This is a genomic window from Anoxybacillus sp. FSL W8-0382, from assembly GCF_038003845.1.
GTDB lineage: Bacteria > Bacillota > Bacilli > Bacillales > Anoxybacillaceae > Anoxybacillus > Anoxybacillus flavithermus_G.
The window spans coordinates 980996-1003642 of sequence record NZ_JBBOPX010000001.1; the positions used below are offsets into that span (position 1 = coordinate 980996).

The window sequence follows — 22647 nt, forward strand, 5'->3', positions numbered from 1 at the left end:
CACAATGGAAATGCATATATAGGTCTTTTTTTCTATCTCTTTTGCAATGTTCACAAAGTTTTAAAACAAATTAATGCACAAAAATTAAACAAAAGTTATACAACATGTATAAAAAGTGAAGAGAGGGGTGTGTCTCCATGCTTACCATTAAAAAACATCGCGAAAAAATATCGTCGTGTTTTTGTCTCGTAACATTCACCCTATGGGTAAATATTTTTTTGAATTTTTTTGTGAATGAAGCAGGAATTTGACGAAAGATGTTGAATAATGATGGCGAGAAAATGGAGGAAGGAGGATCGTTTTGCAAACAATCGAGCAATTGGCGGACCGACTCGTTGAGGATGCGTATATTCTTCAAGCTTCTGACATTCATATCGTTCCGCGTAAGCAAGATGCGCTTGTTCAATTTCGGTTAGGAGGGATGCTTGTTACAAAGCATGTGCTATCTAAACAAATGTGTGAACGTTTGCTTGCTCATTTCAAGTTTCTCGCTGATATGGATATTGGTGAACGTCGCCGCCCGCAAAGCGGAGCAATGGAAATGAACGTTGCCCACACAACTGTCCATCTTCGTTTATCGACATTGCCTACGATTTACGACGAAAGCTTAGTTATCCGCTTGCTCCCGTTACATTCATCTCTTCCGCTCAAGCAACTCGCATTATTTCCTTCAACGATAAAAAAGTTGCTCGCGCTATTAAACTATTCCCATGGGCTTATGATTTTCACAGGACCAACAGGATCGGGAAAGACAACAACGTTATACAGTTTGTTAAACGTATGTCGCCATCATTTTCAACGAAATGTCATTACGTTAGAAGATCCGGTTGAAAAGCGGGCGGAAGATGTGTTGCAAGTACAAGTAAACGAAAAAGCTGGCATTACGTATGCTGCAGGATTAAAAGCGATTTTGCGACACGATCCCGATGTGATTATGGTAGGAGAAATTCGTGATGCCGAAACGGCACGAATAGCTGTACGCGCAGCGCTTACAGGACATCTTGTGCTAACAACGATGCATACGAAGGATGCGGTTGGAGCGATTTATCGTCTTCTTGAGTTTGGTGTACCATTTCAAGAAATGGCGCAAACGTTAGTCGCTGTGACAGCCCAACGTCTTGTGCAATTGAAATGTCCGTTTTGTGAAGCGGAGTGCTCACCTTTTTGCCGACAGTATCGACCTGTTCGTCGAGTCGGTGTTTATGAATTATTATACGGAAGTGAACTGGCACAAGCGATGCGTGCAGCGAAAGGGGAGCAAGCGACATACGTGTATACTCGGTTAAAAGATGTGATTAAAAAAGGCATTGCGCTCGGTTTTTTACACGAGCATGTCATTGAAAGTTGGTTGTTAGATGAAGCGACGTCGTAATTGGTCGTTACAAGAGCAAAGTTCGTTTTTCATCCAACTTGGAAAATTGCTCAGTAAAGGGTATTCGCTTGCTCAGGCGATTGAGTTTTTACAAATTCAGCAACCTGTAGTAAAACAAAAAGATTTAGATGATTGCATGCAAGCATTGCGAGCCGGTGTACCGATTCATGAAACTTTTTCACGCATGCAATTTCATTCTCATCTTTTAGGATATATATTTTTCGCTGAACAACACGGCCAACTTGCTCACGGGTTTATTGAAGCGGGGGAAATCGGACAAATGCGGGCACATTACGTTGAGCAAGTGAAGCGTATGTTACGCTACCCATTGTTTCTTTTTAGTTTTTGTATCGCCATGTTTTTCATATTTCAACAAGTATTAGCTCCACAGTTTTCTCATCTTCTTTCTTCATTTCATGCTCGTTCTGCTTTTTCTACGTTCATTTTTTCTGTTGCGGTATGGCTTCCTCGCATTTTTTCTATTGCGCTCATCGTGTTCATTTTCTTCGTATTGTTTTACTTTTTTGTCGTTCGTTCATGGCCTATTTATAGACAAATGAATCTATTTATGAACATCCCAATTGTTCGCTCGTGGATCGTTTCTTTTCATACGCAAGTATTTTCATTGCAATTAAGCCATTTGTTGAAAGGGGGACTATCGATTTATGAGGCGATCCAAATTTTTGAGCATCAATCTCACCTTCCGTTGCTGAGAGAGGAAGCGAAATTGATGAAACAACAGCTATGCGCAGGTGAAAAATTAGATGAAATCATCGAACAGCGGAAATATTACGAGAAGGAACTACCTTTCGTCATTCGTCACGGTCAGTCGAATGGAGAATTAGTTCAAGAATTATTGCATTATAGTCAGTTTTCATTGCAAAAACTAGAAAAACGTCTGAAGAAAATGATATATATCATTCAACCACTGTTGCTTAGTTTCATTGGTATTTTCGTTATTCTCATGTATATGGCGATGCTATGGCCCGTTTTTCAATTGTTAAATCACATATAATGGGGGATGTATATGCGAAATGAGAAAGGGTTTACATTAATTGAAATGTTAATTGTGCTAATGGTTATCACAATTTTAATTTTAATTACGATTCCAAATGTGACAAAACATAACAGCATGATTAACAACAAAGGGTGTTCGGCTTTTATAAAAATGGTTCAATCCCAAGTGAAAGCATACGAAATGGAGCACGGTACAATCCCGACTGTGCAACAATTAGTAGATGGAAAATATATTGAGAGCAACCGTTGCCCAAATGGAAAAGAGATTGTTATTACAAATGAAGGAGACGTTTTAGAAGGTGAATGAACGAGGGTTTACGCTTGTAGAAATGTTGATCGTTCTTTTTATTGTCACAACGATCATGGTTTTTACCGTTCCACCGCTTCAACAAACGTTAGCTGAGCGGCAGTTACAATATTTTTTAGAACAGTTTAGTAACGATATGTTATATGCCCAACAATATGCGATTAGTCGAAAGAAAACGGTAGCGATTATGTTTTATTTCGATACATGTCGCTATCAAGTAAAAGAAGGTGGGACGTTTGGGAAGGAATTAATCGCTCGTTCCTTCCCTTCCCCTTTTCGATTTCAAATGGCTACACTATCTCCACCGTTGTTTTATTATCCAAATGGCAATATCAATAAGGCGGGAACATTGCTTGTTGCGTATGGAAGCAAAAAATATAAAATCGTTTTTCAATTAGGGAAAGGGCGATTGTATGTACAAAAATTGTAAAGGTTTTACATTTTTTGAACTGCTTATTTCGCTTAGTGTGTGGAGTGGGGTAATCGTTATGATCATCGCTCATTGGACAATCATTATGATAGAGCGAGAAAACAAAAAAGCGGAAACGATCGCCAATCAAATTTTATATGAGGTGATGATGAACGGGCAGATTGGAAACGAAACGGTCGTGGTGCGAGGTACACATACATTTTCACTGTTTATGCGTTCAAATGAGCAATGTGTGCGGTGGGAAGATAGGTTGAAACGAACAAAAGAAAGATGTGAGTCGTTAGGACAATGATTCAAAAAGAGAAAGGATTCACATTAATCGAAATACTCATGTCTCTTATCGTTTTGTTCATCATTTTATCTTTATTGACACCCGCATTTCATCTAGCAGCAAACTATACAGCCAAACGTGGAAACTTTCACTATTTTGAATGGCTTGTTTTTATTCAACAAGCAAAAATGGAACTAAGGGAATCGAAAGATGTTCGTATATACGGAACGACGATTCAATTCGATAAATGGACAGGGGAGCGCGTAACGTATGAAAAGTACGGAACGATCATTCGTCGACGTGTGAATGATACCGGTCATGAAATTATGCTTCAGTTTATTCAACAAATATCATATGAAAAAGAGGGAGCAGGCATCCGTATTCGTGTATTGACAGACAAGGGGGATGCATATGAAGCGTTCATTCCATCTTTTCGTTCGCTTGAAACATGAACGGGGAGTTGTTTTTCCCTTTACCGTCATGTGTGCGTTATTCATGAGCGCTCTTTTTTTGCATGCTGTTGCATTGTATCATACAGAAATACAATTTTTTGAAGAAGAAAAGAAATGGTACGAAGCAGATTACTTAATGAAACAAGCGCTTACTTATGTGAAACAAACGCTTGCCAGTACACCAGAAAACGTGTCATCATTAACCCAAACGGTTTCATTTGTTCATGGGCAAGCAACATATCGCGCAACACGTATTGAGCCTGATGTATGGTCTGTAACTGTATCGTGCATAACGAATGCACAATTTCGTTACGACGTCCAATTTCAATTCGATGCTTCAACAAACAACATATCAGTGTGGCGAGAAGTATACTAGAAGGGAGAGGGAACATGAAAGCGATTTATTTAACAGGATTTATGGGAGCAGGAAAGACGACAGTTGGTAGACGTTTAGGAGAAGTATTGCAATTGCCTGTGATTGACACAGATGCATATATTGAACAGCAAGTCGGAAAAACGATTACAAAGATTTTCGCAGAAGAGGGGGAAGAGACGTTTCGAGCGTATGAACGAGACGCATTAAAGAAGCTTCCAAAGGAACATGTGATTATTACAACAGGTGGCGGGATTGTCATTCAAGAAGAAAATCGTCAATTTATGCGCGAGCATGGAATCGTCATTTATTTGCATTGTGAGCTAAATGAATTGTTTCGGCGTTTAGCTGATGATGAGACCCGACCGTTACTGATGGGAAATAAACAAAAGCAAATGAAACAGCTATTTGAACAGCGTCTTCCGTTTTATCAAGAAGCGCATATGACCATTGATACAACAAATCGCACAATAGATGACATCGTAGAAAACATCGTCTCCTTGCTTAAAACGCCTCGTTTTTGACGATACTAGCATCGAGGTGATGAACGATGGCAGGAAACGATTATGTGAAATTTATGACCGAACAAGTCGTAAAATATTTAGACCAACCGAGAGACGAACGAAAAAAACAAAGACAACAAAAAAAAGAGTTTAAAAAACAACAAAAGCAACCGTTTTTATATCGCTGGTTCGGCGTCATTCCGTATGCTGTTATCCTTTTATTCAAGCGAAAATAAGGCTCACGTTAGCCTTATTTCGCTTGCAAATAAAATAAACCGCCATTGATAATGGATATGTGAATTCTCGGTTCATACCTTTGTCGCAATGCTTCTTTTTCTTTTTCATATTCTTCTCGTTTTTCCTCTACGCCTTCGTAAAAATGTTGCAATAATGCTAGTTCTTCTTTCCAGCGTGCTCGCGCTTCATCCGCCCAATGATGTGTTTCAGAGGAGATGAGACGCTCCACAAAAGCTTCAAGTCGGGCAAGTCCGCTCAGCGGTTTAATAAGTGGAGAAATGGTAAAACAGTAATCAGGGACTGTTGCCGTCCACTGTTTTTCTTTTAACACGTCGTAAAATGATTCAATAATCGTTCCACTAATGAGATGAATACCTAACGATAATAAACGATCTTGTTTTCGATCACACTCATAAGAGAGCAATATGTTTGTATGAAGCCACGGATGAAGCGCAACAGAACGTTCACATACTTGTTCATAAAGGCGAACGAATCGTCCGTTCATTTTGGCGATTGAAAAAATTTGGTGAAGCCGCGGTGAACCGAAATGAATATATTCCCCTTCTTTCGTAGCTGATTGTCTTGTCATAAGCGATAATTGCAGTGGTTCACCTATGGCTCCGATGCGTTCAACATAATGCCAATAAAAAGGACGATTCATTAATTGTTTATCCATATCGACGGTAAGTTGAACGCGTATATGACCATCACTATGTTCTAAAATTGTGCAATGGGTAGCGGTAAAAAAACGTTCGAGAAAAGATTGAATGTCATGTTGCTGCATGTACATTATCCTCCATATTTGTAAAAATTTCTACAAAATTTTGTATTTTAATTTTTAGCTCTCCTTCGCTTTTCGACTGAGCAATTATGCGTTCTAAATGATTTGAAAATGTAGGAGATTGTAATTTCATTAAAATATCATCTAACTCACCAACGACTCGTTCAAATAGTTGAATTTTTTCGTACAATAACGTAAACATATGTTCTTCAATCGTATTGCGCACGACAAAATTATAAATGTGGACATCTTTCGTTTGTCCGAGACGGTGGACGCGCCCGATTCGTTGTTCAAGACGCATCGGGTTCCATGGTAAGTCGTAGTTAATGACATGATGGCAAAATTGCAAGTTAATCCCTTCCCCTCCTGCCTCAGTTGCGATCAACACTTGTGCGCGATGTTGAAACAACTCTTTCATCCAATCTTTTTTACTTCGTTTAAACCCACCGCGAAACGGCACAGAAGAAATGCCGTGCTGTTTAAAAAACCATTGCAAATAAAACTGTGTGGCGCGGTATTCTGTAAATACAATAACTTTATCGTTTATTGTTTGAATAAGCTCTAACGCTTTTTTCGCTTTTGTATGGTCGGTGATGTCGTTCATTTTTTGCAACAATGCCCCGATTGTCGTTTCGAGATGAGGTTTTTGTTCAAACATGTTTTTCAACGTGCAAAAAAGTGCTTCTTTGCTGCTACATATTTCACGCAACAATGTCATATGTGACAGCGATGTATCTGAAAAATGAGTCTTCAACTGTTGAATCGTTTCATATACATTTCGCTCCGCTTCCGAGAAATCAATAAAAAACGTTTCAACGTGCCGTTTTGTCCACCCAATACCTGTATCATGGCGACGATGACGAATCATTACCTTGCGAATGAGCTCTTTTAAATGGGCGTCATCGTGTAATGTCCGCAATTTTCCGTACTTTTTTTGAAATTGTTCGGCATTTCCTAAATGTCCTGGTTTCAGTAGAGAGACAAGATGAAAAATTTCCTCTACACGATTTTGAATCGGTGTTGCTGTCAATAGTAAACAAAACTTTTTTTTCAGTCCTTGAACAAATTCATAGTTTTTTGTTTTATTGTTTTTTAACTTATGTGCTTCGTCAATAATGACCATATCGTACGTTTGTCCATAAATGATGTCCCGATGTGGTTGTTTTTTTGCCGTATCAATGGATGAAACAACAATGTCACATTGTTCCCATACGTAACTTTTCCTTTGGGCAACAGCAGGAATAAAAAATTTCTCGTTCAATTCTTGCACCCATTGTGACACGAGAGAGGCTGGAACGAGAATAAGCGCCTTCTGCACAAGTCCACGAATCATATACTCTTTTAAAATCAATCCTGCTTCAATCGTTTTCCCGAGTCCAACTTCATCAGCTAAGATGGCTTTTCCGTTCATTTGTTCAACGACTTGACGGGCAACGTCGTATTGATGAGGTAAAATGGTGACATGTGGTAAATGATTTGGCGCTTGTAGCCCATCAAATTGAGGGATAGCTAACGATTTCGTTGCTTCAAGCGCTAACTCATATAATTCCCAATTTGACCACGGGCCGTCACGTTCAATACGTTTGGCAAATTCATCTTTCCAGCTTCTCTCCCAATGCATGGTGATGTTCATCAAGCATCCCTCATTTTCCGAACATTTTTGTTTGAAACTAAATAAACTTACGTATTTTATTTATAAAAAGGTATTGCGCCAAATGAGAAGTTATAAGATAATAAAAAACGTAAGAAAGTTTGTAAAATTCCTTCATTGATGTGTTCACATATAGTGTGGCACAAGAATGACAATTGTATACGGGCGGATGAGAACAAGGGGAGAGACTACAGCATGTAGCGCCGAAGGAGCAAGTGGCAACACGAATCTCTCAGGCAAAAGAACTCTTGTTTGACGCAGCTCTGGAGAGCGTTCACAAACGTGAACCACCCACGAGGACACCTAATTACTCTTAGGGAAACTTTCAGGTGAAAGGACAGAGACTACCATATGACAATATGGGGGTCGTCTGTCTTTTTTTTATGAACAAGGAGGGAGCATATGTTACAAAGAACACCGCTATTTCCTCTGTATGCAGAGTATGGCGCAAAAACGATTGATTTTGGTGGCTGGGAGTTGCCTGTGCAATTTTCTAGCATTAAAGAAGAACATGAAGCTGCACGAACGCGTGCAGGGTTATTTGATGTGTCCCATATGGGCGAGTTTGAAGTGAAAGGAAAAGATAGTCTTGCTTTTTTACAAAAAATGATGACAAACGACGTTGCGAAGTTAACGGACGGTCGCGCCCAATACACGTTGATGTGTTATGAAGATGGGGGAACCGTTGATGATTTACTTGTTTATAAAAAAGCGGACGATCATTATCTTCTCGTCGTAAACGCTGCCAATATCGGGAAAGATTTTGCTTGGCTTTCTGAGCATGTTGTTGGGGATGTCGAACTTGTCAATATTTCAAACGATATTGCGCAACTTGCGCTACAAGGCCCACTTGCGGAAAAAGTATTACAGCAATTAACGACGGTCGATTTATCTACGATGAAGTTTTTCGCTTTTGCAGATCATGTTGATGTTGCAGGAGTTCAAACGCTCGTGTCCCGAACAGGATATACAGGAGAAGACGGATTTGAGCTATATTGTCGAGCAGAAGATGCCCCAACGCTTTGGCGCGCCATTTTAGAAGCAGGAAAAGAAGAAGGGGTACTTCCGTGCGGGCTCGGTGCACGCGATACACTTCGTTTTGAAGCATGCTTGCCACTATATGGACAAGAACTGGCCAAAGACATTACCCCAATTGAAGCAGGGCTTGGATTTGCAGTAAAAACGAATAAAGATGTCGACTTTTTCGGAAAAGAAGTATTGAAGAAGCAAAAAGAAGAAGGAGCGCCACGGAGACTTGTCGGAATCGAAATGATTGACAAAGGCATTGCGCGTCACGGATATGCGGTGTATGTCAACAATGAGCAAATTGGCTTCGTCACGACCGGAACACAATCGCCAACGCTTAAAAAAAATATCGGACTAGCGCTTATTTCTACTGCGTTTTCGGCACTTGATACGGAAGTAGAAGTAGACGTTCGTGGGAAGCGGTTAAAAGCAAGAGTGGTGGCAACACCGTTTTACAAGCGTACAAAATAATGTGAGGAGAGAGAGTTATGCTTCATCGTTATTTGCCGATGACAGAAGAAGATAAGCAGCAAATGTTACAAACGATCGGGGTACAGTCCATTGACGAATTGTTTTCTGACATCCCGGAAAGCGTCCGTTTTCAAGGAGAGTACAACATTAAGCCGGCAAAATCAGAACCGGAGTTAATGAAAGAATTAATGGCACTAGCGGAAAAAAATGCGGATATGAAGACACACACGTCGTTTTTAGGAGCAGGGGTGTACGATCATTACATTCCGACGATTGTGGATCACGTCATTTCACGTTCCGAGTTTTATACGGCATATACACCGTATCAACCAGAAATTTCGCAAGGGGAATTGCAAGCCATTTTCGAGTTTCAAACGATGATTTGCGAGCTAACAGGCATGGATGTGGCAAATTCATCGATGTACGACGGTGGAACAGCGCTAGCAGAAGCAGCGTTATTAAGCGCGGCGCATACGAAAAAGAAAAAAGTGTTGTTATCAAGCGCGGTGCATCCAGAATACCGCGACGTCGTGAAAACATACGCGAAAGGCCCGGGGCTTGAAGTAGTAGAAATTCCGTACAAAAACGGCGTGACGGATGTGGACGCCTTGCAAAAAGAAATGAATGAAGACGTCGCGTGCGTCATCGTGCAATATCCAAACTTTTTCGGGCAAATCGAGCCGCTAAAAGACATCGAGCCAATCGCTCATGCGCATAAAGGAATGTTCGTTGTCGCCAGCAATCCGCTTGCATTAGGGGTATTAACGCCGCCAGGCCAATTCGGGGCGGACATCGTCGTTGGCGATGCGCAGCCGTTTGGTATTCCAACGCAATTTGGTGGTCCGCATTGCGGCTATTTTGCGGTGAAATCAGCGCTCATGCGCAAAATTCCGGGACGTCTTGTCGGACAAACGACAGACGAAGAAGGTCGCCGCGGTTTTGTGTTGACATTACAAGCGCGCGAGCAACACATTCGCCGCGACAAAGCAACATCGAATATTTGCTCGAACCAAGCGTTAAACGCGCTTGCAGCGTCGGTGGCAATGACTGCGCTTGGTAAAAACGGCGTAAAAGAAATGGCAACGATGAATATTCAAAAAGCACACTATGCAAAAGAGACGTTTGTCAATCATGGATTTGATGTCGTATTCACAGGACCGTTTTTCAATGAGTTTGTCATCCGCTTGAACAAACCGATAGCAGAAGTAAATAAAAAGCTATTGGAAAAAGGAATCATTGGTGGCTATGATCTCGGGCGTGATTATCCAGAACTACAAAATTGTATGTTAATTGCAGTGACGGAACTACGCACGAAAGAAGAAATCGACACGCTTGTAAAAGAATTGGGGGATTGTCATGCATAAAGACCAACCGCTTATTTTTGAATTAAGTAAGCCAGGGCGAATTGGGTATAGCTTACCGAAGCTAGACGTGCCAGCCATCGATGTTGCACAAGTCATTCCAACCGATTACATTCGTCAAGAAGCACCTGAGCTTCCAGAAGTGTCGGAGCTTGATATTATGCGCCATTACACAGCGTTATCGAAGCGCAATCATGGGGTCGATTCCGGCTTTTATCCGCTTGGGTCTTGTACGATGAAATACAATCCGAAAATCAATGAAAACGTTGCCCGCCTATCTGGATTTGCGCATATTCATCCGCTTCAGCCAGAAGAAACCGTACAAGGCGCGCTTGAATTGATGTATGACCTTCAAGAGCACTTAAAAGAAATCACCGGTATGGATGCGGTGACGTTACAACCTGCGGCCGGAGCACATGGCGAATGGACAGGACTGATGATGATTCGCGCCTATCATGAAGCGAATGGCGATTATAATCGCACAAAAGTGATCGTTCCTGATACGGCTCACGGTACGAATCCTGCTTCGGCTACGGTCGCAGGGTTTGAGACGATTACGGTGAAATCGACGGAAGAAGGGCTTGTCGATTTAGACGATTTACGCCGCGTCGTCGGCCCGGATACAGCGGCATTGATGCTCACCAACCCGAATACGCTTGGCCTTTTTGAAGAAAATATTTTGGAAATGGCCAAAATTGTCCACGATGCAGGTGGAAAATTGTATTACGACGGCGCGAACTTAAATGCGGTGTTAAGCAAAGCACGCCCTGGCGATATGGGCTTTGACGTTGTGCATTTAAACCTTCATAAAACGTTTACTGGTCCACACGGTGGCGGTGGTCCTGGCTCAGGTCCTGTCGGCGTGAAGGCGGATCTCATTCCGTTTTTACCGAAGCCAACGGTGGAAAAGGGAGAAAACGGCTACTATTTCGACTACGATAGACCACAAGCGATCGGGCGTGTGAAGCCGTTTTATGGAAACTTTGGCATTAACGTTCGTGCGTATACGTATATTCGTTCGATGGGGCCGGATGGCTTAAAAGCAGTGACAGAATATGCGGTATTAAACGCCAACTATATGATGCGCCGATTGGCTGAGTATTACGACTTGCCATACAACCGTCATTGCAAACACGAATTTGTTTTGTCAGGAAAGCGACAAAAGAAATTAGGGGTACGTACGCTTGATATTGCGAAGCGTTTGCTTGATTTTGGTTACCATCCGCCGACAATTTATTTTCCGCTCATCGTCGAAGAGTGCATGATGATCGAGCCGACCGAAACTGAGTCAAAAGAGACGCTCGATGCATTTATTGATGCGATGATTCAAATCGCAAAAGAAGCGGAAGAAAATCCGGAGATCGTTCAAGAAGCTCCGCACACAACCGTTGTCAAGCGGTTAGATGAAACAACTGCGGCACGCAAGCCAATCTTGCGCTATCAAAAATAATTGAAAATGAAAAAAGAAAGTCAATCAAAAAGTTCGTCTCTCTTGAAAAGGCATAGCCGCAATATGTAGTTATAGTGTTAGGGATGGCCTGTTACGTTTGGGTCATCCTTTTTTAATATTACAAAAAATTTTTTGGTTAATTTTTATTTTTCATTTTTTTTTCAGAAAAACTCTCTAAAATGAACGCAGAAAGAGTAGAAAGGAGCAATGCCTTCCATGCGAAAGTTTATTTTAATTTTAAGCCTCTGTTTTTTGTTTGTTACGGCATACAGCATAAATAGCCTATTTGCTTTAGCTGACGATGATGAATATGAAGAAAGAATGGAAGAGTACGATCATGAAGACGAAAATGATCATTACGATGAAGAACGTTACGAACACGAAGAGGAAGAGCGACACAAATATGAAATGGAAGATGAGCATGATGAAGAGTTCGGTAGAGAGGACAAGCGGAACCAAAACGCTCAACAAAAACCCATTGTCATCAAGCAAGAATATTGGTACAAGTGGTCTCGCTCTACTGATATACCTGAAAAGTATGCTGAAACACCGATCTCTTCCGAAAAAACGGTGCCAATACAATTTCAAGAGAAGGAACCGCTTTATACAAATGTTATTCCAATGAAAGGACAGTTATTTGTTCCGCTCGAGGAAACCGCGCAATACTTGGGAGCTTCGGTCATTTTGTATCCAGCCTCGAAAATCGCTGAAATCCAACTGAACGACAAATTATTGATTGTTAAGAACGGTTCAAGGGCTGTTTACGAAAATATGAAAAAGACACCGATGCCTCACCCAATCTTTGAGAAAAATGAAAAGCTCTATATTCCAATTAGTGTCTTAACTAATGGATTAGGTTTTCAAGTAACATGGAAAAATCAGCAAATATTCGTTTATGAATGAGGAGGAATTTTTGTGAAAGGAAACAAGTGGATAAAATGGATGATTGGAATTGGCGGTATTACTGTATTTACAAGTTTTCTTCAACTCGTCAATGATTCAGAAGAAAACAATAAACAAAACGAAATGATGTTAAAAGAAGAAACGGCTTCATTTCAGAATGAAACGGAAGAGGCAAAACAGCAGCGGGAACAACAACTTTTGTCGTTGGATTGGAATGAAGGAAATTGGGATGTCGAATATTCCAATGAAGTCATTATTGCGACACCAAAAACGGAAACTTCCCGATTGCAACCGGCAGAAAACCGCACAAGGAGATCGTAGTGATGAACGTGGAACAATTTTTAATAATGAATGGCATGGGAACCGTTATTAAAGTGCAAGTAACGGGGGATGAGCAATCGCTCAATTGGAAGCAACTGATGCAAACTTGGTTTACTATGTTTGAAAAGGTTTGTTCTCGTTTCTTGAATGATAGTGAATTAACAAAATTGAATCAGTCTCCAGTGGACGTGGTGATACAAATTCATCCTATTTTGTATGACGTACTACAAGCCGCATTCGAATATGCGATAAAGACAAATTTTTATTTTCATCCATTTGTGGGAACGGTCATGAAAAATATCGGCTATGCGGACTCCTTTCATAAACAAGGTATTTTGCGCGAGCATAAAGAGCGTGCAAGTTTATTTCGTGTTCCATCTGAAAAAAGTTTATCGTTTTTTCCTGCATTAAAAGCAGTTATGAAACATACAACCGAGGAAATAGACCTCGGAGGAATCGGTAAAGGATGGAGCGTCGATCAAGTGTATCATCTGTTGAAAGATTTAGGAATCAACGCAGGAATCATTGATGCTGGGGGAGATATGTTGATTTGGGGAGATGTCGGTAGAAAAGTGGGGGTGACGAATCCTTTTAATGAAAATGAAGATATTGCGCAATTTTTTATTTCTTCCGGTGCAGTAGCGACATCGAATGTTCTTTATCGCAGATGGAAAATAAATGGAGAAACCAGGCATCATATTATTCATGGTCGGACAGGAAAAAATCCGAACAGCGACGTCGTGCAAGCAACCGCATTTGCTGAATGCGTTACCGAAGCGGAGGTGATTGCAAAAGTGCTTTGCATGCTTCCTTCTGATGAAGGCATTCAATGGCTAAAACGAAATTTCCCACAGTCAGCGTGTATGATCGTTACCCAAAACAGCCGATTGCTGATTACTCCTTCTATTTCGCGATATGTTGAAAGAATGGTGATGTAACCATGACCGAATTTTCTACTTGGGAATGGATTCGCGCCTCTGGATGGAGCGCCTATTTTCTCCTTTTCATATCGATTTGCTTCGGGATGATGCAGAAGATGGGCTTCATTTCTAAAAGCATTGGCCGATATTTGTTGATTGCACATCAAACAGCTGGATGGTTCGCTTTTTTGTTAGCGTTTTTTCACGGCTTTTTGCTCTATTTTGATGATTATCAGCCCTTTTCAATATTGGAAATTTTTATCCCTTTCCAATCGAAATATCAACCGATTTTTACAGGTTTGGGAATCATTTCTTTTTATTCGATGTTTTTAATATTTCTATCAACCGATTTATTGAAACAAGTCGGGAGAAATGTTTGGAAAATCATTCATCTTCTTATTTTGCCAAGTTTTATTCTTGCCAGCTTACATGGATTTTTTATCGGAAGCGATACAGATGAAACATGGAGTAAAATCGTTTATGCAAGCGCGATATTTGTTTTTTTACTATTGAATTTTTTTCGGTTTTTTGCAAAATCGAAAAAGATGTTTGAAAATTATTGAAATTGAAGGTGGGAGAGATGTATATTCTCTTGGCAGAAGATGACGTACGGCTTGGCAAAATGGTTGTCCATATGCTGAAAAAAGAGAATCATGTTGTTGATTGGGTGCAAAATGGGGAAGACGCATATTATTTCGCAAAACAAACAGACTATGATTTACTGATTCTCGATTGGATGATGCCGATTCAAGAAGGAACGGAAGTTTGCAGGACATTGCGCAATGAAGGCTTTAGCGGCGCAATTCTCATGTTGACAGCGAGAGATGCTCTCGAAGACCGCGTTACCGGCCTAGACTTAGGAGCAGATGATTATATTGTAAAACCCTTTGAGTTTTCCGAGCTTTTTGCCCGAATTCGCGCTTTATCAAGAAGAGCGACAAAACCGTTTCAAACAGAAGAGCTTTCTATCGGAAACTTGACTCTTAATTTAAACGGACATTCCATAAAAAGAGGAGAAAAAAGGATTCAATTAACGAATCGTGAATTTCAATTAATGGAGCTTTTCATGCGCAATCCAAATCAAATTTTGCCGCGTGAACTGATTATTGAACGCATTTAGGGGTTAGATGCCGATATTACAAGCAATAATATTGACTCTTTTATTCGTCTTTTACGAAAAAAACTTGGGGACGATGGCACTCTTATTCAAAATATTCGAGGGGTAGGTTATAAACTTAGCGATGAACGACAAAATGTTTAAAAAAATCCGCTTTCGGCTCACTCTTCTTTTTACAGGTTTAATTGTCATCTTTTTAATATCGTTCACTGTCTTAAGCTATAGTCTGCTGTTATCACTGATTACAAATAAACAAAAACAGCAAGTGATTGCATTAGCTGAAGCGGAATATGCCGAACATAAAGACGATCTTTTTTATTGGTATTATTACACAAAGAATGAGAGAAGCAAAAAAGCAAGAAATGATTATCTTGAGTACAATCCGGAAGCTCCTTTCTTTTATTATGTTATAACACCTAATGGAAAAATATTGGATGGAGATGAATCTTTTCCAGATTTGCGTAAAGATATTTTAAAAATCATTCGCAAGTGGATTCCGAAAAATGAAGAAGTACGTCGCGAAACAATCAAAGTGCAAGGCGGAAAGACGATATCATTGCTGCTTTCCGGTAAATCCGTTTTTAAAAATGGTATATATATCGGAACCATTTATACTGGAACCAATATTACGATGCAAATTTACATTGTAAAAACTCTACTAATCATATTAATTTTGATTTCTCTCGTATTTATAGGATTGTCTGCCTTGCTTGGCTATTATATGTCTGGAAAAGCGATGGTTCCGATTGTCAGGTCCTTTCAGAAGCAAAAAGAGTTTGTTGCCAACGCGTCTCATGAACTGCGTACACCTATCAGTATTTTTCAATCATCCCTCGAAGTGATCGAAGCAGAGGAAGTAGAGAAGATGAGTGAATTTTCCTTGCAAATACTGTATGACATGAAAGATGAAGTGAAAAGAATGACGAAATTAATTAATGACTTGTTGCTGCTTGCTCGCTCTGATGCCGATGTTGTTCAGTTAAACCAAGAATGGTTTGTGTTGGAACCAATGATTAGTGAGCTTATAAGAAAATGCCATCCTTTAGCGGAACAAAAAAATATAGAATTCCTTACGAATATCCAAGAAAACATAACGATATTTGGCGATAAAGAAAGGATTAAGCAATTACTTTTTATTTTGCTCGATAACGCCCTAAAATATAACGTGGAGAACGGACAGGTTCGGATGAATATATGGCGTGAAGCGGAAAGCATAAAGATGGAAGTAAGTGATACGGGGATTGGCATACCGTTAGAACATCAGCATCGCATCTTTGAACGTTTTTACCGCGTGGACAAAGCAAGATCGCGCCAGCATGAGGGAAATGGGATTGGACTTTCGATTGCGCAATGGATTGTTGATGCTCATGGCGGAACGATTAGCGTACAAAGCGAAGAAGGAAAAGGAAGCTGTTTTATCGTTACGCTGCCACAACCTATTCAATAATTTTCGATGGGAGGGAGTTTTATGAGAAAAGTAATGATGATGATTGGATTGATTCTAATGGTTACTATCGTTTTCAAACAGCCTGTTTTTGCTGACGATGATGAGTACAGAAAATATGAAGAGCATGAGTTGGAGGAAGAAAATGAAGCTGTAGAAGAAGGCGGAGAAGTGTTAGGATGGGGAACGGTTGCCGCCACAGCAGCCGCGGGAACCCTATTTCTTTTGCGGCGGAAAGTTAGTTTTTTCACAAAGATTATGCCTAATGGGAAACCATTTTTTATTCAGCTATTACGGTTATTAACAAAATGGCATATATCAATTGGCGCAATTGCTGTTACATTAGCTGCTGCGCACGGAATTTTGATGTACATGGCAGAGGGAGAATTAACGGCTAACGAATATGTGGGGATGGTTGCTGTTGGATTGATGACCGCTGCTGCTGTTGTTGGTATGGTACTTGCCAAAAATAAAAGAAACTCTTCTATTCGCGCAACCCATATGGGTTTATTATTGATATCGGGCATTTTTATGGTTTTTCATATTGTTTTTTCTTAATTAATGCTCAACTTTCGCACACAAGAAATAGTTTTCATAATGGAAAAGAACAGACAACAGAGAAGGATAGATCAAGCCATTTTCCGCTTGGTCTATCCTTTTTCCATTTGATTGCTATCCTTTTTTCTTTACTTTTCCTGTCCACATTTTAAATCCGCCTTTTAAATGGTATAAATCCCGATAGCCGTTGCGATACAACATTTGTGCCGCGCGACTGCTACGTATTCCGCTTTGGCAATATAAGTAAATTGGCTGATCTTTACGCAATTCTTTCATGCGTAAACGTAATTGAGAAAGCGGAATGTTACGAGCTCCTAAAATATGACCTGCCGCGTATTCATCGGGTTCGCGAACATCGATGAGTTGTGCTTTTCGATAGCCTGCGCGAAACTCTTCTTCCGTCAACGTTTGAACGATTCGCTTTTGGTAAAAGTATGTAATGACCGCGTACACAATAATTGCTCCGAGAATAATAAGAGCGATTGTCATGATGCCCCTCCTTTTTTTCATCGTTGCCATGTCTATTATATAAATGTTTTAGGCAAGAAGCAAAGCATTTTCCATTGACTTATTATGTTTGTTACACTATAAAATGATAGAGGAAAGGGTGGAGTAGATGGAAAAAGAAGTATGGCGTTTTATTGACTCAGGCAATTGTTCTCCAGCGTTTAATATGGCGCTTGATGAAGCGTTGTTAGAATGGCATAGCGAAGGAAAAATTCCGCCGACGATTCGGTTTTACGGTTGGAATCCACCGACGCTTTCGATTGGCTATTTTCAAAAAGTGGAAAAAGAAATTGATATGGAAGCGGTCAAAAAGTATGGTCTTGGTTTTGTAAGACGGCCGACAGGTGGTCGTGGCGTGCTTCATGATCAAGAGTTGACGTATAGCGTCATCGTGTCTGAAGCGCATCCAAACATGCCACAAACGGTGACGGAGGCGTATCGCGTCATTTCGCAAGGCATTTTAGAAGGATTTCGTTTTCTCGGACTTGATGCGTATTTTGCAGTGCCGAAAACAGAAGAAGAAAAAGCAGATTTAAAAAATCCGCGATCGGCTGTTTGTTTTGATGCACCGTCTTGGTATGAGCTCGTTGTTGAAGGGAGAAAAGTAGCAGGCAGTGCACAAACGCGGCAAAAAGGTGTCATTTTACAACACGGATCGATTTTATTAGATTTAGACGAAGACATGCTCTTTAGTCTATTTAAGTATCCGAATGAAAGAGTGAAAGAACGATTAAGGCAAAACTTTAAAAACAAAGCAGTCGCCATTAATGAATTAACGGATCGAAACATTACGATCAATGAGGCAAAAGAAGCGTTTTTCAAAGGATTTGAAAAAGGGTTAAATGTTCAGCTTGAACGATATGAATTAACAGATGATGAGCTTTTCTACGTTCAGCAACTTGCGAAAAACAAATACGAAACAGATGAATGGAATTTTAAACGGTAAATTTTTTTCTTGACAAGTAAAAAATGCTTGACTTAATTATCAATATGTAGTATGTGTTTTTAAAAAAATCATACTACATATTGATTTTTTTATTGATTATTGTTGTCGATATATGGTAGTTTAATGTAGTAAGATTATGTTGGTAGAGGAGAGGTAAAAATGACGGTTGCGTTTTCTGAAAAAATGACGGTGAATGTGGACAAGTTGAACGAAGATATTCGTCTCTTTCCACAAGTGCACCCGATTACCCCTGAGATGCACATTACATATAAGGGTGTGTCGCGTTTAGTGATGCTTGATCGCTATTCGTTTAAAGATACGGAAAAGTTGACGTTAAGCGTCGGAGATTTTGTCGTTTTAACCGTGAAGGAAGATCCGAAGTTTCCAGCGCGTGGCCTTGGATTTATCGTTGAGCTGGACTGGGAAAATAAAAAAGCACACGTGCTCGTTGAAGAAGAATATCGTCATGTGTTGGAAGGAGAGGAAGCGAAAACAGGCGTTGTTGTTCGCTCGCTCGATGTCATTGAAAAGCCACTCGAAATTTTTTATGAACAAATTGCGAAGCGGAACGCAACCGGGCTAGCCGCTGTTGAAAAAACAGAAGAAAAACGAAAAGAGTGGTTTGAAAAGTTTTATGAACAGCTCGTCAGCCTGAATTTTGTTCCAGCTGGACGTGTGCTGTACGGAGCAGGTTCTGGGACAGAAGTGACGTACTTTAACTGTTACGTCATGCCGTTTGTGAAAGACTCTCGCGAAGGCATTTCTGAACATCGAAAACAAGTGATGGAAATTATGAGCCGCGGTGGCGGTGTAGGAACGAACGGTTCGACTCTTCGTCCACGCAATACACTCGCGCGCGGAGTGAACGGAAAATCGTCCGGATCGGTGTCATGGCTAGACGACATTGCAAAACTAACCCATCTTGTCGAACAAGGTGGCTCGCGCCGTGGCGCTCAGATGATTATGCTAGCCGATTGGCACCCGGACATCATTGAATTCATTATTTCGAAAATGCAAAATCCGCGCATTTTGCGCTACTTGCTTGAAAATACAGAGGATGAAGGCATTCAAAAAGCAGCGAGAGAAAAATTAAAGTTTACGCCGCTTACCGAACAAGAGCGCGCGATGTATCAAGGGATTGTCAATTACAAAAACATACCAGGTTATGGTGGTTTCACGGAAAAAATAATTAAAGACGCGGAAGAAAAGTTGCGGACAGGCGGCACGTACAGCGTGCATAATCCGGACTTTTTAACAGGAGCGAACATTTCTGTTTGCTTAACGAAAGAGTTTATGCAGGCAGTAGAAAACGATGAAGAATACGAATTGCGCTTCCCAGATGTTGAAACGTATTCAGAAGAAGAAATGCGCATCTACAACGAAAAATGGCACGAAGTCGGCGATGTGCGCGAATGGGAGAAAATGGGCTATCGCGTTCGCGTCTATCGAAAAATTCGCGCGCGAGAGCTATGGAAGCTCATTAACATTTGCGCAACGTATTCAGCAGAACCAGGCATTTTCTTTATCGACAACGCCAACGACATGACGAATGCAAGAGCGTACGGACAAAAAGTAGTCGCAACAAATCCGTGTGGTGAATAATCGCCTCACGTAAAAAACTGCGGAATTAAGCGGGGAGGCTGAGATGCTAACCCGAACCGAAGGCTGAGCCTAAAAACTCAGTCAGGGGCAACGCATAGGTGGTGAACCTGCGAAAGCAGAATATAATCCACCCACGAGGCCGCAGCATTGCACACGCTTTAATTATTATTCGTATTTAAAGAGAATTAAGGTGGCGTTATGAACAGGGGATATGCAGGTTTTTATAAAGGACATTATTTACGAAGCTCATATGAATATGCGTATGCCAAATATCTTGATCATCACTCAATTCCTTGGAGCTACGAAGATTGTGTATTTGATATTGGATATAAATTGTATAAACCCGACTTCTTCTTATATGATCAAAAAGGAAAACTTGTTAAAATAGTGGAAATTAAATCGAGAAGTAAAGACGCAAAAAAGAATGCGAGAGAAGCATTGAATATTATTGAGGAACAGCATCATATAAAGTGTGAACTAATCTCTTATGAAGAGCTGCTTGACTTGTATAAAACATTGCCTTTTTCTTTAACATCAACTATTGAGGAATGGATAAAATCAGAAAATACCACTATTAGTAAAGTCGCTTATGGTGAACTCAATGGTCATTATAATTTAAAACATGACGAGGAAACTAAAAAGAAAATAGGAGAGCATACTAGAAGCTTATGGCTATCTAATGGTATAGCAAAACAAAGAATGTTGGAAGGATTAAAAAAGTCAGGTTTAGCTCAGAAAGGAAAAATAAAAAAGCCAAGAGAAACCAGAACTTGTGAAGAGTGTGGAAAGATATTTAAAGTTATCATTACTTCAAAACAAAAGTTTTGCAGTCGAACTTGTGCAGGTCATCGGGCAATTAGGCATGCCACAAACACATATGTTGAAATAAGAAGTGAGGTACACCATAATATACGGGAATATATTATTAAATGGTCAAGAGAAAACTCAGATATAGTTGTTAAAACACCTTTAAACAAAATCAAAACTACTATTCAATCCTTAATTAGGGATATTGAAAGGGAATTTCAAGTTAAAGATCTCAGAGTCATCTCAAAATCAGTATTTGGAGAAGATCGGGGAAGGAAAGAGTTAATTAAATTTATGAAAAGCGTGTGCAATGAAGATGTATGCTGAGCTAACGGGAAATGAACCGTTAGAACTAGGGGATAAAAAGCCCCTAGGGTAACATAACTGGAACAACCACTCGCACCTTATTCTGTGTGCAATTTAGCCGCGATTAATTTGGCAAATATGGTCGATAAAGAAAAGAAAGTCGTTGATTATGAAAAATTAAAGCGTACGGTTGAAGTTGGTGTCCGTATGCAAGATAACGTTATTGATGCAACCCCATACTTCCTTGAAGAAAATAAAAAGCAAGCGCTTGGGGAGCGCCGCGTCGGTCTTGGCGTCATGGGATTAGCTGATTTGCTCATTTATTGCGAAAAAGAGTACGGTTCGGAAGAAGGCAATCAGTTAGTTGACGAACTGTTTAAAACAATTGCGACAACGGCATACCGTGCGTCCATTGAGCTCGCAAAAGAAAAAGGAAGCTTTCCGTTTTTAGTTGGCGAAACGGAAGAAGAAACGATGAAATTGCGCGAAGCGTTCATTCACACCGGTTATATGAAAAACATGCCAGACGATATTCGCCAAGATATTTTAAAATACGGCATTCGCAACTCGCATTTATTAACGGTTGCTCCGACTGGATCCACAGGGACAATGATCGGCGTGTCCACAGGGCTTGAACCATATTTTTCCTTTTCTTATTATCGAAGCGGCCGTCTAGGCAAGTTTATTGAAGTGAAGGCGGATATCGTTCAAGAATATTTAGATAAACATCCAGAAGCGGATCCGAACAACTTGCCGCATTGGTTTGTAACCGCCATGGACTTATCGCCAGAAGCGCATGCCGATGTCCAGTGCATTATTCAACGTTGGGTGGATTCAAGTCTCTCGAAAACGGTAAATGCCCCGCGCGGCTATACGGTTGAGCAAGTACAAAAAGTGTACGAGCGGTTATGGCGAGGCGGCGCAAAAGGTGGAACAGTCTATGTCGACGGTAGCCGCGATGCGCAAGTATTAACATTAAAAGCGGAAGAACATGCGGTTGAAGAACAACTGGAGCTCCTTCCAGCAGAACCGAAAAAACGGGCTGTTGCGCTTGTTGAAACAATTCCAGATTTACGCGCAACGGACGTCACGATCGGTTCAGAAGTCGGCAACATTTGCCCGGTATGCCGTGAAGGAACGGTCGAAGAAATCGGTGGCTGCAACACGTGCACAAGTTGCGGAGCGCAATTAAAATGTGGTTTATAATGGAAAAAGGGACGGGAAAAACCCGTTCCTTATTTTATTATGAATAATAACAAAAATTGTATTTCATCACCTCATGACAATCAAACATACTAACATTGAGGTGATCGAATGAAATCATGTATTCCTCAGCTTGTTTATTTTGAGTCCGAAGCGCTTCATTATCCGCTCGGCTTTATCGTCGCGCCAATTTACATGCATGACGGCTGGGAAGAAGGGTATTTTGAGCTATTTGAACGATTACATGCAAATTTACGTAAATAGTTGTCATGCTTGGTAAACATGTTATAATCATAATGATTACGGATGTT

At 40.5% G+C, this 22647-nt stretch carries 23 protein-coding genes, 4 pseudogenes and 1 riboswitch; of the genes and pseudogenes, 24 read left to right on the plus strand and 3 right to left on the minus strand.

Annotation, left to right across the window (positions count from 1 at the left end; all coding sequences use genetic code 11):
• Positions 1 to 301 precede the first annotated feature (301 nt).
• The 9 genes from comGA to NSS60_RS05180 are packed head-to-tail and all read left to right on the plus strand — an operon-like array spanning position 302 to position 4961.
• Positions 302 to 1372, plus strand: a complete 1071-nt coding sequence (gene comGA, locus NSS60_RS05140; protein ID WP_004889540.1) for a competence type IV pilus ATPase ComGA — start codon at positions 302 to 304, stop codon at positions 1370 to 1372.
• Positions 1356 to 2387, plus strand: a complete 1032-nt coding sequence (gene comGB, locus NSS60_RS05145; RefSeq protein ID WP_004889541.1) for a competence type IV pilus assembly protein ComGB — start codon at positions 1356 to 1358, stop codon at positions 2385 to 2387. The genes comGA and comGB overlap by 17 nt, the downstream gene beginning before the upstream one ends.
• A 12-nt stretch (positions 2388 to 2399) precedes the next feature.
• Positions 2400 to 2696, plus strand: a complete 297-nt coding sequence (comGC, locus tag NSS60_RS05150) for a competence type IV pilus major pilin ComGC (RefSeq protein ID WP_006317959.1) — start codon at positions 2400 to 2402, stop codon at positions 2694 to 2696.
• Positions 2689 to 3126 (plus strand): competence type IV pilus minor pilin ComGD, encoded by a 438-nt coding sequence (gene comGD, locus NSS60_RS05155; RefSeq protein WP_004889545.1) that lies wholly within the window; start codon positions 2689 to 2691, stop codon positions 3124 to 3126. Before comGC ends, comGD begins: the two co-directional genes overlap by 8 nt.
• Positions 3110 to 3418 (plus strand): competence type IV pilus minor pilin ComGE, encoded by a 309-nt coding sequence (gene comGE / locus NSS60_RS05160; RefSeq protein WP_004889546.1) that lies wholly within the window; start codon positions 3110 to 3112, stop codon positions 3416 to 3418. Before comGD ends, comGE begins: the two co-directional genes overlap by 17 nt.
• On the plus strand, positions 3415 to 3849 hold the full coding sequence (comGF, locus tag NSS60_RS05165) for a competence type IV pilus minor pilin ComGF (RefSeq protein WP_004889548.1): 435 nt from the start codon (positions 3415 to 3417) through the stop codon (positions 3847 to 3849). The genes comGE and comGF overlap by 4 nt, the downstream gene beginning before the upstream one ends.
• Positions 3809 to 4225, plus strand: a complete 417-nt coding sequence (gene comGG / locus NSS60_RS05170) for a competence type IV pilus minor pilin ComGG (RefSeq protein ID WP_035018541.1) — start codon at positions 3809 to 3811, stop codon at positions 4223 to 4225. The genes comGF and comGG overlap by 41 nt, the downstream gene beginning before the upstream one ends.
• 14 nt (positions 4226 to 4239) lie before the next feature.
• Positions 4240 to 4746, plus strand: coding sequence for a shikimate kinase (locus NSS60_RS05175; protein WP_004889550.1), 507 nt, complete (start codon positions 4240 to 4242; stop codon positions 4744 to 4746).
• A gap of 26 nt (positions 4747 to 4772) precedes the next feature.
• Positions 4773 to 4961, plus strand: a complete 189-nt coding sequence (locus tag NSS60_RS05180; RefSeq protein ID WP_004889551.1) for a YqzE family protein — start codon at positions 4773 to 4775, stop codon at positions 4959 to 4961.
• 14 nt (positions 4962 to 4975) lie between these two features.
• On the opposite strand, the gene NSS60_RS05185 is transcribed toward NSS60_RS05180, so the two are convergent.
• On the minus strand, positions 4976 to 5746 hold the full coding sequence (locus NSS60_RS05185; protein ID WP_004889552.1) for a YqhG family protein: 771 nt from the start codon (positions 5744 to 5746) through the stop codon (positions 4976 to 4978).
• Complete coding sequence (locus NSS60_RS05190; RefSeq protein WP_004889553.1) at positions 5733 to 7376, minus strand: DEAD/DEAH box helicase; 1644 nt, start codon at positions 7374 to 7376, stop codon at positions 5733 to 5735. The genes NSS60_RS05185 and NSS60_RS05190 overlap by 14 nt, the downstream gene beginning before the upstream one ends.
• 187 nt (positions 7377 to 7563) lie before the next feature.
• A riboswitch (glycine riboswitch) is annotated at positions 7564 to 7652 on the plus strand.
• A gap of 144 nt (positions 7653 to 7796) precedes the next feature.
• Between NSS60_RS05190 and gcvT the strand changes: the two genes are divergently transcribed.
• The 10 genes and pseudogenes from gcvT (at position 7797) to NSS60_RS05240 (ending at position 16965) form a co-directional block, all read left to right on the plus strand.
• A complete protein-coding gene (gene gcvT / locus NSS60_RS05195) occupies positions 7797 to 8891 on the plus strand; it encodes a glycine cleavage system aminomethyltransferase GcvT (protein WP_004889554.1) in 1095 nt (364 codons plus the stop codon).
• Positions 8892 to 8908: 17 nt separating this feature from the next.
• Positions 8909 to 10255 (plus strand): aminomethyl-transferring glycine dehydrogenase subunit GcvPA, encoded by a 1347-nt coding sequence (gene gcvPA, locus NSS60_RS05200; protein WP_004889555.1) that lies wholly within the window; start codon positions 8909 to 8911, stop codon positions 10253 to 10255.
• Positions 10248 to 11702 carry an aminomethyl-transferring glycine dehydrogenase subunit GcvPB gene (gcvPB, locus tag NSS60_RS05205; protein ID WP_004889556.1) on the plus strand — a complete coding sequence of 485 codons (1455 nt, stop codon included), beginning with the start codon at positions 10248 to 10250 and terminating at the stop codon, positions 11700 to 11702. Before gcvPA ends, gcvPB begins: the two co-directional genes overlap by 8 nt.
• A gap of 216 nt (positions 11703 to 11918) precedes the next feature.
• Positions 11919 to 12605: a copper amine oxidase N-terminal domain-containing protein gene (locus tag NSS60_RS05210; protein ID WP_004889558.1), complete on the plus strand. Its 687-nt coding sequence runs from the start codon at positions 11919 to 11921 to the stop codon at positions 12603 to 12605.
• Between the two features lie 12 nt (positions 12606 to 12617).
• Positions 12618 to 12926 carry a hypothetical protein gene (locus tag NSS60_RS05215; RefSeq protein ID WP_004889559.1) on the plus strand — a complete coding sequence of 103 codons (309 nt, stop codon included), beginning with the start codon at positions 12618 to 12620 and terminating at the stop codon, positions 12924 to 12926.
• Between the two features lie 2 nt (positions 12927 to 12928).
• Positions 12929 to 13864, plus strand: coding sequence for an FAD:protein FMN transferase (locus tag NSS60_RS05220; protein WP_340720693.1), 936 nt, complete (start codon positions 12929 to 12931; stop codon positions 13862 to 13864).
• A 2-nt stretch (positions 13865 to 13866) separates the two neighbouring features.
• A complete protein-coding gene (locus NSS60_RS05225; protein WP_004889562.1) occupies positions 13867 to 14409 on the plus strand; it encodes a ferric reductase-like transmembrane domain-containing protein in 543 nt (180 codons plus the stop codon).
• A 17-nt stretch (positions 14410 to 14426) separates the two neighbouring features.
• Positions 14427 to 15107 (plus strand): annotated as a pseudogene (locus NSS60_RS05230) (response regulator transcription factor).
• Positions 15088 to 16410, plus strand: a complete 1323-nt coding sequence (locus NSS60_RS05235; protein WP_035018543.1) for a sensor histidine kinase — start codon at positions 15088 to 15090, stop codon at positions 16408 to 16410. Before NSS60_RS05230 ends, NSS60_RS05235 begins: the two are co-directional and overlap by 20 nt.
• A gap of 21 nt (positions 16411 to 16431) precedes the next feature.
• Positions 16432 to 16965 carry a hypothetical protein gene (locus tag NSS60_RS05240; protein WP_035018544.1) on the plus strand — a complete coding sequence of 178 codons (534 nt, stop codon included), beginning with the start codon at positions 16432 to 16434 and terminating at the stop codon, positions 16963 to 16965.
• A gap of 114 nt (positions 16966 to 17079) precedes the next feature.
• Here NSS60_RS05240 and NSS60_RS05245 read toward each other — a convergent pair whose 3' ends face one another.
• On the minus strand, positions 17080 to 17454 hold the full coding sequence (locus tag NSS60_RS05245) for a rhodanese-like domain-containing protein (RefSeq protein WP_004889566.1): 375 nt from the start codon (positions 17452 to 17454) through the stop codon (positions 17080 to 17082).
• A 127-nt stretch (positions 17455 to 17581) separates the two neighbouring features.
• Between NSS60_RS05245 and NSS60_RS05250 the strand changes: the two genes are divergently transcribed.
• The 5 genes and pseudogenes from NSS60_RS05250 to NSS60_RS05270 all read left to right on the plus strand — a co-directional run.
• Positions 17582 to 18418 (plus strand): lipoate--protein ligase family protein, encoded by an 837-nt coding sequence (locus NSS60_RS05250; protein WP_004889567.1) that lies wholly within the window; start codon positions 17582 to 17584, stop codon positions 18416 to 18418.
• 159 nt (positions 18419 to 18577) lie between these two features.
• Positions 18578 to 20017: pseudogene (locus NSS60_RS05255) on the plus strand (vitamin B12-dependent ribonucleotide reductase); the annotation flags it as partial.
• Between the two features lie 201 nt (positions 20018 to 20218).
• The gene (locus NSS60_RS05260) at positions 20219 to 21154 is read left to right on the plus strand and encodes a hypothetical protein (RefSeq protein WP_004889570.1); all 936 of its coding nucleotides are present in this window, start codon (positions 20219 to 20221) and stop codon (positions 21152 to 21154) included.
• A 60-nt stretch (positions 21155 to 21214) separates the two neighbouring features.
• Positions 21215 to 22339: pseudogene (locus NSS60_RS05265) on the plus strand (vitamin B12-dependent ribonucleotide reductase); the annotation flags it as partial.
• A 159-nt stretch (positions 22340 to 22498) separates the two neighbouring features.
• Positions 22499 to 22594 (plus strand): annotated as a pseudogene (locus NSS60_RS05270) (spore photoproduct lyase family protein); the annotation flags it as partial.
• Between the last annotated feature and the right edge of the window lie 53 nt (positions 22595 to 22647).